The 13521-nt window shown below is 56.6% G+C and carries 12 protein-coding genes; 7 read left to right on the forward strand and 5 right to left on the reverse strand.

All coding sequences use genetic code 11. The features are described from left to right. The first annotated feature begins 95 nt into the window (after nucleotides 1-95). The 7 genes from AUC45_RS03915 to AUC45_RS03945 all read left to right on the forward strand — a co-directional run bounded on the left by AUC45_RS03915 (nucleotide 96) and on the right by AUC45_RS03945 (nucleotide 8039). Nucleotides 96-1313: an argininosuccinate synthase gene (locus AUC45_RS03915; protein ID WP_067598381.1), complete on the forward strand. Its 1218-nt coding sequence runs from the start codon at nucleotides 96-98 to the stop codon at nucleotides 1311-1313. Nucleotides 1314-2191: 878 nt separating this feature from the next. Further along, nucleotides 2192-2881, forward strand: coding sequence for a septal ring lytic transglycosylase RlpA family protein (locus tag AUC45_RS03920; RefSeq protein WP_156423729.1), 690 nt, complete (start codon nucleotides 2192-2194; stop codon nucleotides 2879-2881). A 259-nt stretch (nucleotides 2882-3140) separates the two neighbouring features. Further along, complete coding sequence (locus AUC45_RS03925; RefSeq protein WP_067598387.1) at nucleotides 3141-4340, forward strand: O-antigen ligase; 1200 nt, start codon at nucleotides 3141-3143, stop codon at nucleotides 4338-4340. 21 nt (nucleotides 4341-4361) lie between these two features. Beyond that, nucleotides 4362-5180, forward strand: a complete 819-nt coding sequence (locus AUC45_RS03930) for an FkbM family methyltransferase (RefSeq protein ID WP_067598390.1) — start codon at nucleotides 4362-4364, stop codon at nucleotides 5178-5180. A 201-nt stretch (nucleotides 5181-5381) separates the two neighbouring features. Continuing rightward, nucleotides 5382-6359, forward strand: a complete 978-nt coding sequence (locus AUC45_RS03935; protein ID WP_156423730.1) for a hypothetical protein — start codon at nucleotides 5382-5384, stop codon at nucleotides 6357-6359. A 128-nt stretch (nucleotides 6360-6487) separates the two neighbouring features. After that, nucleotides 6488-7621 (forward strand): ATP-binding protein, encoded by a 1134-nt coding sequence (locus tag AUC45_RS03940; RefSeq protein ID WP_067598396.1) that lies wholly within the window; start codon nucleotides 6488-6490, stop codon nucleotides 7619-7621. Then, entirely contained in the window at nucleotides 7614-8039 is a 426-nt protein-coding gene (locus AUC45_RS03945; protein WP_067598399.1) for a response regulator, read from the forward strand. The genes AUC45_RS03940 and AUC45_RS03945 overlap by 8 nt, the downstream gene beginning before the upstream one ends. A 392-nt stretch (nucleotides 8040-8431) precedes the next feature. Here the strand turns inward: AUC45_RS03945 and AUC45_RS03950 are convergent, their stop codons facing one another. From AUC45_RS03950 to uvrA, 5 genes are all read right to left on the reverse strand, one after another. Beyond that, entirely contained in the window at nucleotides 8432-8737 is a 306-nt protein-coding gene (locus AUC45_RS03950) for a hypothetical protein (protein WP_067598403.1), read from the reverse strand. A gap of 105 nt (nucleotides 8738-8842) precedes the next feature. Continuing rightward, nucleotides 8843-9784 carry a reverse transcriptase family protein gene (locus AUC45_RS03955; RefSeq protein WP_197409500.1) on the reverse strand — a complete coding sequence of 314 codons (942 nt, stop codon included), beginning with the start codon at nucleotides 9782-9784 and terminating at the stop codon, nucleotides 8843-8845. Continuing rightward, entirely contained in the window at nucleotides 9741-10058 is a 318-nt protein-coding gene (locus tag AUC45_RS03960) for a helix-turn-helix domain-containing protein (protein WP_067598409.1), read from the reverse strand. Before AUC45_RS03960 ends, AUC45_RS03955 begins: the two co-directional genes overlap by 44 nt. 37 nt (nucleotides 10059-10095) lie before the next feature. Beyond that, nucleotides 10096-10269 carry a hypothetical protein gene (locus AUC45_RS15680; protein ID WP_156423731.1) on the reverse strand — a complete coding sequence of 58 codons (174 nt, stop codon included), beginning with the start codon at nucleotides 10267-10269 and terminating at the stop codon, nucleotides 10096-10098. A gap of 325 nt (nucleotides 10270-10594) precedes the next feature. Next, nucleotides 10595-13510 (reverse strand): excinuclease ABC subunit UvrA, encoded by a 2916-nt coding sequence (gene uvrA, locus AUC45_RS03970; RefSeq protein WP_067598415.1) that lies wholly within the window; start codon nucleotides 13508-13510, stop codon nucleotides 10595-10597. Nucleotides 13511-13521 lie beyond the last annotated feature (11 nt).

The raw sequence follows: 13521 nt of genomic DNA on the forward strand, positions 1-13521 counted from the left end.
CTGGCCAAACTGTGTGTTCGCCAATGGCATTGCCACCCGACGATCACGCTGCTAGCCGCGCCGCAACATCTCCCCCACCGTTCAAGGTTTGCATCATGTCTGACATCAAAAAGGTAGTCCTCGCCTATTCCGGGGGGCTCGACACATCGGTCATTGCCAAATGGCTGAGTGTTGAACGCGGACTTGAGGTGGTGACATTCACGGCGGACCTTGGCCAAGGCGAAGAAATCGAGCCTGCGCGCGATAAAGCGCGCGCTATGGGAATTCCTAACAAGCACATCTTTATAGAGGATCTGCGCGAGGAATTCGTGCGCGACTATGTCTTCCCGATGATGCGCGCCAATGCGCGGTATGAAGGCGACTACCTGCTCGGCACATCGATTGCTCGCCCCCTGATTTCGAAGCGGCTGGTTGAGATCGCGCATGAAACGGGCGCCGATGCAATTGCGCATGGCGCGACGGGTAAAGGCAACGATCAAGTGCGTTTCGAGCTTTCCGCTTACGCACTCGATCCCAACATTGAGGTTATCGCACCATGGCGCGAGTGGGACCTAACGAGCCGCACAGCGCTGATCGCCTGGGCAGAAGCGCACCAGATTGCGGTCCCCCAAGACAAGCGCGGCGAAGCGCCATTCTCAACCGATGCGAACCTGCTGCACACCTCCTCCGAAGGCAAGGTGCTTGAAGATCCGTGGGAGGAAACCCCAGACTACGTCTATTCGCGCACCGACCATCCCGAGGATGCGCCCGATACGCCCGAATACATCGAGATCGGGTTTGAACGCGGCGACGGGTTTGCCTTGAACGGGAACGCCATGTCACCAGCCCAATTGCTCACCGCGCTCAATGATCTGGGGCGCAAGCACAGCATCGGACGGCTTGATCTCGTCGAAAACCGCTTTGTCGGCATGAAATCGCGTGGGATGTACGAGACGCCGGGCGGTGAAATTTACGCCCGCGCGCATCGGGGCATTGAACAGATCACATTGGATCGCGGCGCCGCCCATCTCAAAGATGAGCTGATGCCCAAATATGCAGAGCTGATCTACAATGGTTTCTGGTTCGCGCCTGAACGCGAAATGCTTCAGGCAGCGATTGACCATTCACAGACTAAAGTAAGCGGCACCGTGCGCCTGAAGCTCTACAAGGGTGTAGCTGCTGTTGTCGGCCGAAAATCCGAACACTCTTTGTATTCAGAGGCGCACGTGACTTTCGAAGATGATGCCGGCGCATACGACCAGCACGATGCCGAAGGTTTCATCAACTTGAACACACTACGCCTGAAGTTGCTCGCCCAAAGAGACCGTCAGTAAGGTTTCCGGGAACGCTTTGTGGGGCGGGCCGTTAGCTTGAGTAAGTCTGACAGAGCCGAGTCGCGGAGATTTTGTCCCTCCCAAGTCTCGGTTTTCAAAAATCCTATACGCCCGCCAGCGCTGTCATCAGCACAAAAATACTCATAATGCGATGAACCGTTGAGTTCTCCACCGCCGTCCACAAGTGATCTGGGTAAAAGTGGATAAGTCGGGGTTGCAAGGCTTGCCGAAATCGGAATTCGGGCTCAAGTTCTAATTGTTCTTGAGACGGAGAGCATCAAGACAATTGGCCGCAAGGCCTTGATTGAATTGAGGTTTTAAGTCACTAGAATACGGTGGTAGCTGTCCACGCGCTGTCTGAGAGATGGCATGCAAAAAGCTTCGGCTGGATGCAAGTCAGATCGTTTGAAGAAAGTGCGAAGCTCATCATCGTAAAGATCAGATGGCTTGTCCGCGATTGAGGGGGCATTCGGGTCAAACCGGTATGCAACCGTTTGAAAGAGTAGACACAAAAGCAATTTGATCTCGGTTTGGAAGGACCATAACGGACATATGCGAACGGTTTAGGCTGGGCGCACATGAAACCGAACGGTCTGAACAAATCGGATGCCGGTGCGAGCGCCGGTGACGGAACCTGACGGCAGTTGAACCTCCGGGTGAAACGCGACAGGCGACAATATCGGGCGCCAAGTGCGCTTTATGGAACGGGTCGAAACCAGCTTGCTGGCAGAGACACGAGACCGAAGCGTCCACGCGCTGGTGAGAGTGGGGTCAGCAGCAATGCTGGCCCCATTTGCTTTTGGATCGAAACAAGTCGGCGTTTGAACTTCGCCAACCTGATTAGCTGCCTAACACTCCGAGGGCAGGCCCAAGACAATATGGCACTTTTGCCGCAGGCCGCGCGTAAACTGGGCTCGATCAGTGGCCTCTCGATTGCATCGTCTCAATCCCTCTGCATATATCTCGGCGCGATGGGAGAGGATAATAGCACCATGGCAGTGCGCCATCGCGCGCCTGCACGCCTAGTCGGCTTCACGAACGCGGCGCTAGCGCTAGCATCAAGTCTTCTGTTCGCATCGGTTCATGCCAACGCACAATCGCGCGATGCGCAGTCAACCGATGTAGATTCGGCGGCCCCTCCCTCGTTCAACGATAGTTTCAGGCCGTACTTGCCTGAAGCGGTGCCGGATTTGCAGATTCCTCCAGGCGCAGTCGACCTCACCACTTTCGATCCGAAGCGAGAATTGGAGGAAGAATTGGGCGGCACAGCCATCCGCAGCCTCGGCATTGGAACCGCCTCCTATTACGGCCGCCGCTTTCATGGACGTCTCACTGCAAATGGCGAGCGTTTCAACATGCGCGCGATGACGGCGGCGCACAAAACTCTCCCATTTGGCACCAAAGTTCGCGTTACCAACACGCGGACAGGCCGTTCAGTTGTGGTGCGGATCAATGATCGCGGACCATTTGTGCGTGGCCGAGCGATTGATCTGTCACGTGCAGCAGCGCAAAAAATCGGCATGATTTCGTCAGGCCATGCCCGGGTGAAGCTCGATATTGTGCGATAGCATCTGCGCTGAATTCGAACCGCAGATAGCTCTGTTCAAGCGAAACATCCCTTGCAAAAGTGCTGGCAATTGAATTGCAAGCATGAGAGACCGTTAATTAGTCTCGATACTTGCTTACTAACTTGCCGGGCCGAGCGCCAACACAGGAGCCTGACCGATCGCCACGCGCTATCCATATACGCGTCCGCAATCAGCGCGCCGGAGACCGATTACGCCGCTTAAGTCCTCTCAAAAAGCGGACTTCGCGATTGATCGCCGTATGGCTCTCATCGACACCGTATTGGTCGCAATTGTTGTCGCTGCGATGCTCTTTAATCTACAGATCGGATCGCTGACCCCGCTTTTGATCATTGGCTCAGCCGGGGCATTCGTAGTCCTGCGGTGGGAACGGCTGTACCCAATGGTGGCCGCATGCTGGCCGCTCCTCATGCTTCCTGTGTTCGTATGTCTTTCGGCTACCTGGTCTGCCGTTCCTGCGACTACGTTCTATTACGGCGTAGTCTACGCGCTGACCGTGGTTGCTGGGATCATGATGGGGGGTATAGCGAAGCCACGTTCCTTCATCATCGGCATGTTCGTAGCCTTTGCCACGTACAGCATCATGAGCATCGCATTCGGGAGAATGGTCACTTGGGGCGAAGGGGCCGGCGATGCCTTTGCAGGACTCGCCGGATCAAAGAACCAGTTCGGCGACTTTTCGGGCCTCGCAATGATTTCAACCATTGCAGCTTGCGCCCTTTTCGCAACCGAGCGGCGCTGGTTTATCGCGGCTTTATGCGCCGGATTGATCCCGCTTTTGGCGCTCAACCTGTATCTTGCCAAGGCAACTTCGGCGCTTGTTTCAACTGCTGTCGCTGTAGTCTGCCTCGTCCTTTTTATCGCATCGCGCAAACTGGAGATCCAGGCGCGTTCGGGGATTCTAATCGCCACCATCGTTGTGGTGTTGGGCGCGATTGCGACGATGGATTTCTGGCTGCCACCGCTGTTCGATATGTTTCTTGATGCAAGCGGCAAAGATCGCGGGCTGACCGGCCGGGTCGCATTGTGGGAGCATGGCCGCACAATCATGCGAGACGCACCTCTTCTTGGTCTTGGCTACAACGCGTTCTGGCTTCACGGCAATCTAGATGCAGAGCACTTGTGGCGCATGATGGGCATTTCAACGCGCATGGGCTTCAACTTCCACAACACGTTCATGGAGATACGCGTGCACACGGGCTGGGTGGGCATGACCGTTTTTGCGGCGGTTTGGATATACGCGATAGTCCGATTGTTTCTGCGCGCCATGCTGAATCCTGCTATCCCTCTGGTAATGGCGAGCGCGCTGGTCGTTTTCTTCTCCATGAAACTGCAGTTTGAAGTGATCGGCTTTGAGACGATGCACTTCTCCACCATCATAGGTTTCGCAGCTCTGGCTATGGGGCTGAGACGTTCGGGCAGCATGTCGCAGCAAGTGTAATAGCGAGGTTCCACAGGCGAAATGGGTATCTTAGGCAAGGCAAAGCGTCAGGTGTTCAAAACCATTGCGGTGAACCGGACAGCGCTGCCCGTGCGCGCACTACACAAGGCAGCGACGTTCATAGACGATGCTGTCAACAATCGCGGCTCTGAATTCAGCGAAAATGGCGAAGCCGAAGTCTTGAAGCGCCTCGAACCTGCCAATCTCAAGACCGTCTTCGATGTTGGCGCAAATGTAGGCGAATATACCAAAGCAGCGCTGGCCGCCTTTCCCGAGGCCAAGGTCTACGCTTTCGAGGTCGCCCCAGAAACTGCAAAAGAGCTGAGCACCAATCTCGAAAGCGACATAGCCTCAGGTCGAGTGAAGCTGATGACCTACGGTCTTTCAGACGTGCCGGGCAAGCTCGATATGTACTACTACCCTGAAAACAACCAGCTCACTTCCTATTCCAAACGTCACCCCGAATATGAATCGGTGAAGTTCACCGCCAATATCAGCACTCTTGACGCCTACTGCGATGAGGCCGGAATTGACGCTGTCGATTTCCTCAAAATCGACATCGAAGGTCATGAATTTAAGGTTATCCAGGGCGGCGCAAACCTCTTCACAAAAGGCGGCGTTGCGGCGCTCCAGTTTGAGTTTGGCGCATTCAACACTGGCTCCAAATTCATCGTCCGGGACTATTACGAACTCCTACCAGACTATTGGATCGGCAAAGTCTTTCCGCGCCACGTCGATTTTCGCCCATATAGCTGGACAATGGAGGAGTTTAGTTTCTGCAATTACGTCGCCGTGCACAAATCACGCGCCGATCTGAGGGATTTGCTCAAACCAGCCTAGTTCAAGCGGACGGCTGATCTTCTGTTCTGAAAAAGCATTGTTTCCCCAGTGCCTCTGGTTGCCAGTCATCTCTGGTTCAGCATTCTGAAGACACTTTTTAAATGTTACTGAACACTGCGGGATATCTTGTGGTGTTCACGTATCTGGGTTCAGCAAGGGCGGGGGAAAGCAAAGCCACTTTAGATGGAAGGTGCTTCACCGATGACAAATTCAAACAAACTTCCTCACCTGCTTTCTCAGATTGCAATGGCGGCGGCATTGATCGCTCCGGCATGCGCTCAAGACAGTAATGAGCGCCATGGCGAACAGACGACCCAAGCGCGCGAAGTAGAGAAAGAAATCATCGTTGAGGGCGCGAAGAATCAGCGCAAAGCCATCCTCAAATACATTCGGGCCAATGTCGGTGAGGAGCCAGCAGGCCAATATGCAAAGTTTGAAGACCCCATTTGCCCTTCTGTTTTCGGATTCACAGATAACGTCGCGCAATACATAGAGACCCGCATGCGCGACGTCGCCGAGGCAGCCAAAGCCAAGGTCGCAGGAAACAAATGCAACCCTAATGTCCATCTGGTCATCGTGGAAGACGGGCCCAACACAATCAATGAGTTGCGAGCCAAGCGCAAAGGAGCTTTTGGTCAGATGTTGCCCTATGCTCGCCGTGAGCTCTCACAGAGCCCCGGCCCCGTTTATGAGTGGCGCGTCGTCTCCCCCATCGGAATGGATGGCAACACTGATCGCAGCAAACCTAGCGCTGGAGTAAGCAACGATCTCTCGAACCAAGGCGGCGGTGTTTACGCTTTGCTGACCGAAGACCCCTTCAAGGCGGGCCGTACCAACGTAAAATCGCGCATCCTGCAGTCCGTTCGGCAAAGGATTGGCCATGCGGTGGTGTTGATTGAGAAAGATGCAGTCATCGGTCTCTCTCCCACACAGATCGCCGATTTCGGCGTCCTGACAGCGCTTGCAAGACCCGATGGAGGATCGGACGCATCCCCATCGCGAAACAGTATTCGAAGCTTGTTCGACGTTCCTCAGGAAGAAGCGCCCGAAATGCTGACAAACCTTGATCTGGCTCTACTCACGTCGCTTTACGCCGCCCGCGGAGATCTTCGCGCCAGCGGACAGCGCGCGGCGATGGTGAGGGTTTTTGAAAGGACCCTAGAAAAGCAGTCCCCATAAATCGCCGCGAATGATGGGACTGCGCATTAGGTGCAGTCCCGGGGGGACTGATCCATCAAATCTTGCACATCGCGTGCAAAAAGCGGCGTCATGCAAGGACCCGCCACTCCCCAACGCGTTGCTGTTCCATGAAACAGGACATCAACACCTTCACGCCTGACCTGAGCGATGTCTCGCCCGAATTCTCCAGCGAGACTAGTGCCTTCCGGACCATTTTCGAAAAGTCTCCCTACGGCAAAATCATCATCAATGATCACGGTACCATCACCGCTGTCAACGAGCATGCCATGGCCATGTTCGGCTATTCGAAAAGCGAGCTCCTCGGCGAAAAGCTCGAAGTCCTCCTGCCCCAACGCTATCGCGCCGGCCACGTCGTTCAGCGCACCCGGTTCGCCGATGCACCCGATGCGCGCGTTATGGGCCAGGGGCGCGATCTCACTGGCCTTCGCAAAGACGGTATCGAGTTCCCGCTCGAGATCGGTCTCACCCCGTTTGAAACCGAGCAGGGCCTCATGGTTTGCGCCGCTATCCAGGACGTGACCGATCGCCAGCGATCCGAGCGGCGCATGCGTGAGGTCAACGCCCAGCTCGAAGAATTCACCTATGTCGCCTCCCACGATCTGCGCTCCCCCATTCGCGGCATTTCCAACCTCATCGAATTCATCCGCGAGGATTTCGAGGAAGGCCAGCTCGACGGCGTCCTTAAAAATATCGACCGCATGGATAAGCGCGTCCACGCGGTGGAAAAGCTCATCGATGATCTCCTCACCTATGCCCGCGCCGGTCGCCGTTCGGTGGAGATGGAGCCCACTTCCCTAAGCGAAATCCTCTCCGACATCATCGCCATCGAAAACATCCCCGACGGCTTCGACGTCAAGATCGACGCCTGCGACACTCAGTTCGAGGCCGCTCGCACCCCCCTCACCACCGTCCTTCGCAACCTTATCGCCAACGCGATCAAGCACCACGACAAGGACACCGGCACCATCACCGTCAAAGGCCACCTCACCGATAGCCAGTGCGTCATCGACATCGCCGATGATGGCCCCGGCATTCCTGAAAACGCCCGCGAGCGGGTGTTTCGCCTGTTCCAGACGCTCAAGGCCAATGAGCGCGGCGGATCGGGCCTTGGCCTGGCGGTCGCCCAGCGATTGACCACGGGTCATGGCGGCCAGTTGGCGCTCGTTCCCACCATTGCGGAAAGAGGCACCTGTTTCAGAGTGTCCTGGCCGCGTTTCACAAGGACTGATCTGCGTGTCTGACATCGAACCCAAGATCCTCATCATCGATGATGACGATATCTATGCAGAGCTTGTCTCGCGCGCCTTGCGCAAAGCCGCCCCGCATATCCAGGTCGTCGCGGCAGAGGACGGCCAGGAGGGGATCGAGACGCTGACCGGCAAGAGCGAGCAGCCTTGCGAAAGACCGCTTGTCATCCTCCTCGATCTCAACATGCCGCGCATGAACGGGTTTGAGTTCCTCGAGGAGATCCGCGCCGACCCGACCTTGCGCAAAAATGTCGTCTTCGTCTTCACCACGTCCGAGGCCGATGAGGACCGCGAGCGGGCGTATGATTTCGGAGTGGCCGGATACATCGCCAAATCGCGCGTGGGCCCGCAAATGGGCAATATGACCGAACTCCTCAAATCCTACGCCTCCACCGTGATCCTGCCTTCGTAAACAGGCTGGAGCGGCGGAGACAGGGTGACAAAGGTGACACCCTGTCACCCTGAGCGTTTATCCAATTATCCTTTTTATTGAGTGCCTTACGATCCTTTTTGCCAAGGTGACGGACAGGGGATGGGAGCCTTTCTTCGCCGCCAGGCGCTATCGCCCGCCCACCCATGGGGGTGAGCGGCGCAGAGTTTATGGGGTTTGGCCGGGGTAGGAAAACTTGGGACGAAGGCTGTTGCAAAGGTCGGGAAGCGCCTTTCCCTCCCCCCGGCCCCTCCCGCTTGCGGGAGGTGAGCGAGGAGTCGTAGCGTAGCGAAGACGGCCAAAGGCCACTTGCGGCGCGCAGCGGCGCTTAGTCGCAGCGGGGTGGGCGGGGCTGATAGCAACAGCCGCCCAGATCAATCGGTGATCTCAACACCCGCCTTCTTCGCGCAGCCGATAAAGGCCCGCTCCATGGATGCCTTTTGCATGCCCCCACCGGTGAGCGCGGCGTAGGTCTTGTCCGTCACGCAAGTGCAAAGCTCCCCCGCCTGCTCGCGGGTGACAGAGCTATCGGCGCGCTCGGTCTTGGTAATGCACTTGGCAATAGCCTCCCCTTTGGCACCGCCGCCATAGTCGTCGGGATTAGGCGCGTTGCAGGCGGCAAGTGCCAGCGCAGGAATGAGAGCGAGCAAGAGGGTGAAGCGGCGTGGTGCGTGGGTCATGCGCTGAAGTATAGCGGAGAGAGGTTAAGGGATTGGGAGCATGGTAGAACTTGCCACCTACAAGAGCCGCATCAGTCACGCGGAATTAGGCGTTAAGAAAGTATCTCAGCTATGCGCTACAACTGCCCTTCGCAGTTCTCGCCATTTTTGATTGTGGTGTAATGCTATCGGACGACAAGAGGGATCAATCTGCGACGCCTCATGTAGCCTTGAGATAAGAGCAGGATACAGTGCCAAACGCTCTTCATCTGACCCAGCCTTTTTGACCTCGCGAATGCTTTCTTTAATTGCCTTCCAGCGCGAGTGGGGCAGATCAATCCCGTTGCCTTTCACAATCACGCCGGTAACTTCTTTCGGTCGCGATTGATCAAAGAACTTCGCCTTGTGTGAGGCCAAGCCATTCCGAGTGATGATTTGCCGAACGTCATGTAGCAGCGCACGATTAGCACCAGCGCCAGAAATTGTTATATCATCCACATAGCATGTCATTGTGAGTTGATTTGCCACACAAAGTCCCTCGATCTCGTCGAACATGGCTTTGAAGGAATAGTATGAGATGATTGGACTCGCGGAACTTCCAGTTGGAAGTCGTCCATTGCGACACAAGAGATTTGCCAATAGTCCGGCGACGTCAGCGGCACAAAGCATCGTGTCGCGAAAAAATTGCATCACCCGGTGTTGAGGAACGGATGGAAAGAATTTCTTTACATCAATCTTGACCATTGGACCGACGCCAACATGCGCCTTAGCGTTTGTGATATACGAACGACCTTTTACTGCAGAATGTAGATACTCTGGCACTTCAATTTTCGCGAGATAGCGATGAATCCTTCGATGAAGTGCCTGCAAGACAGGCGGTGGCTCTTCCACCAACCGCCCGGATTCCTTTAGATTAAATATCCGGTACTTTGCGTCATTAGCTAATCGCTCCAGACCATCGACAGTGAATCCAAGCTTCTTCGCCAGAAGATGAATTGAGCGTACGCGGAATAGATGGCTCCGCTCAAGCGGAATAGGAACGATCGTCTTGTTTTTCGTCTTGCTCACTATCCGCAATCCACTCCAATATCTTCAGCGCCTTATCGACCACGGCAGACTTCACTCTTGGCTGATCGCCCTGGAGCTCTTCAGCCATAAAGACTAACGAAGATACAGGGATCCCAATAATCGCCGCATATTTTTCTAAGAGATCAAAACTCGGCGTCTTCTTACCTTTTTCTATCTCGCTTAAATAGGATGGAGAAATCTCCAACCTATGAGCCATTTGGACTTGGTTCAGCCGATGATACTGCCGCACCAGCTTCAGTGCTCGGTCGAACATACCTGTCTCCTTTCCAAATTAGAAAGATATTAGGGGGTTACACGAACCATTCCCAGAGTTTCGCGGCCAAGCGCCAAGCCTTAAATCCGAAGATCAAAAACTTGAAGCTGCGCTTCAACGTCTTGGGGTTCAGAAAGGCAGCCTCACGACCATCCTCCTTTGTCCCTGCCAGTTCTGCCTCAGCATCAGAGGTATGCGTATTAGTATTCATAAGAATATCCTTCTTGATCACCGCCGCGGAATTGCATTGGTGCCACGCGCCAAGAAGGCCAACTAGAGACAGAACTTCCCCCCTAACCCTTCGCGTCCGACCACGCCGGACGCGCTCATCGGCTGTGCGGTGGCTCCCGAGAAAGGTGCTCCTACTTCTGCCGATCAGAGTTGGGGCCCGAAGGCCCCGCAGGCTTGCTCTCACAAGCCCCGAGTTAAGTGGCATGTTGCTTTACGCCTCGATGCTGAAGACCGTATCGCATATGATTCGCGCATTGTCAACAATTATTCGCTCTCAGCGAATTTTATGCGCGAAGGTTATCGCTTCACTCAGCCGCTTCCTTCTGCCGTTCTAGCATCGGCTTCAGATACTGCCCGGTAAACGACCGCGGCTCTTGAGCAACGTCTTCCGGCGTCCCTTCGGCCACAACCTCGCCGCCGCGCACGCCGCCCTCGGGGCCCAGGTCCACGATCCAGTCGGCGGTCTTGATCACGTCGAGATTGTGCTCGATCACCACAACGCTGTTCCCCTGCTCCACCAGACGGTGCAGCACTTCGAGGAGTTTGCGCACATCCTCGAAATGCAGGCCCGTGGTCGGCTCATCGAGGATATAGAGCGTCTGCCCGGTTGATCGTTTGGAAAGCTCCTTGGCGAGCTTTACGCGTTGCGCTTCGCCGCCTGACAAAGTGGTCGCTTGCTGGCCGACTTTGACATAGCCCAGCCCCACCTCGTTCAGCATCCGCATCTTGTCGCGGATCGGCGGCACGGCTTTGAAGAATTCCTCCGCATCCTCAATCGTCATGTCGAGCACGTCGGCGATCGAGTGGCCCTTGAATTTCACCTCGAGCGTTTCGCGGTTGTAGCGTTTGCCGCCGCATTCCTCGCACGTCACATAGACATCGGGGAGGAAGTGCATTTCGATCTTGATGAGGCCATCGCCGGTGCATTGCTCGCACCGCCCGCCCTTGACGTTGAAGGAGAAGCGCCCGGGCTTGTACCCGCGCGCTTGCGCTTCGGGGAGGCCGGCGAACCAGTCGCGGATATTGGTGAAGGCGCCGGTATAGGTCGCGGGGTTGGAGCGCGGGGTGCGGCCGATGGGGGACTGGTCGATCTCGATGACCTTGTCGCAATATTCGAGGCCTTCGATGGCGTCGTGCTTGCCCGCGATGACGCGCGCTCCGTTAAGGACGCGGGCGGCGCCTGCGTGGAGCGTGTCGATGGTGAAGGAGGATTTGCCCGAACCCGAGACGCCGGTGATGCAGGTGAATGTGCCGAGCGGGAGGCTCGCGGTGACGTCTTTGAGGTTGTTCGCCTTTGCCCCCTTGACCGTGAGCTTGTGGCCATTGCCCTTGCGCCTGGTGTGCGGGACCGCAATCTCGCGCCGCCCGGTGAGGTAATCGGCGGTGAGGCTTTTGCGGGACTTCATGATCTGCTTGAGCGTGCCCTGCGCCACGACCTCACCCCCGCGCACACCCGCGCCGGGGCCAAGGTCAACGATATGGTCAGCGGTGCGGATGGCGTCCTCGTCATGCTCGACAACGATCACGGTGTTGCCGAGATCGCGCAGGCGTTTCAATGTTTCGAGCAGCCGATCATTGTCGCGCTGGTGGAGGCCGATCGAGGGCTCGTCGAGGACATAGAGCACGCCAGACAACCCGCTCCCGATCTGCGAGGCAAGCCGGATGCGCTGGCTCTCCCCGCCTGACAAGGTGCCGCTGGTGCGATCAAGATTGAGGTAATCGAGCCCGACATTGTCAAGAAAGCCCAGCCGCTCATTGATCTCTTTGAGGATAGCCTTGGCAATCTGCGACTGCTGATCGGTGAGCTTGTCATCGAGCGCGAGGAACCATTCCTTCGCATCCGAAACGCTCATGGTGACGGGCTCGGCAATGTCCGTGCCCGCAACCTTCACCGCGAGCGCTTTTTCATTGAGCCGCTTGCCCCCGCACGCCTCGCACGGCTGCGATGTCTGGAACTTGCCCAGCTCCTCCTGCATCCACGCGCTCTCGGTCTGCATCATGCGGCGGTTAAGATTGCCGATGACGCCTTCGAATGGCTTGTTGACGGTGTAGCTCTTGCGCCCATCCTTGAAGGTCAGCTGCACCGGCATCCCGCCCGTGCCGTGAAGGATGATCATGCGCTGATCGGGTTCGAGATCCTTCCACGGGGTCGTGATGGAGAAGTCATACGCTTTCGCGAGCGATGTGAGCACCTGCATGTAATAGGGCGATGGCGGGTTGGACTTGGCCCACGGCGCGATCGCCCCCTGCTTCAAGGTGAGCGCTTCGTTGGGCACCACCAACTGCTCGTCAAACAGCTGCTTCTCGCCAATCCCGTCGCATGTCGGGCATGCCCCTTGGGGCGAGTTGAACGAGAATAGCCGCGGCTCGATTTCCTCAATGGTGAAGCCGCTGACCGGACAGGCAAACTTTTCGGAAAAGACGATGCGGTTGGCCGGGATCCCTGCCCCCTTCATCGCACCGCCCGCATCCGCTTCATCCTCACGCCCCGGCACGACACCATCGGCCAAGTCTACATAGGCCAAGCCATCTGCCAGCTTCAGCGCTGTCTCAAACGAATCCGCCAGCCGCGTCTCCAGCCCCGGCTTTACCGCGAGCCGGTCCACAACCACTTCGATATCGTGCTTGAACTTCTTGTCGAGCGCAGGCGCGTCTTCGATCCCGTAGAGCTCGCCGTCAACCCGCACCCGGGTAAAGCCCGCCTTCTGCCACTCGGCAAGCTCCTTGCGATACTCGCCCTTGCGTCCGCGCACGACGGGAGCGAGCAAATACGCCCGGGTACCCTCGGGCAAATCCATCACCCGGTCGACCATTTGGGATACCGATTGCGCGGTGATCGGCTCTCCGGTGGCAGGCGAATAGGGAACCCCCACCCTCGCCCACAGCAAGCGCATGTAGTCGTAAATCTCGGTAACCGTCGCAACGGTCGAGCGCGGATTGCGCGAGGTGGTCTTCTGCTCGATCGAGATCGCCGGGGACAGCCCATCAATATGCTCGACATCGGGCTTCTGCATCATCTCGAGGAACTGGCGCGCATAGGCCGAAAGGCTCTCAACATAGCGCCGCTGCCCCTCGGCATAGATCGTATCAAACGCGAGGCTCGATTTGCCCGAGCCCGAAAGGCCCGTCACCACGATCAGGCTATCTCTTGGCAGATCAATATCGACGCCCTTGAGATTGTGCTCTCGCGCACCGCGAACAGAAATTTTTGTTAGACTCATACGGAGAGGAT

It is taken from the genome of Erythrobacter sp. YT30, from assembly GCF_001542875.1.
Taxonomy (GTDB): domain Bacteria; phylum Pseudomonadota; class Alphaproteobacteria; order Sphingomonadales; family Sphingomonadaceae; genus Erythrobacter.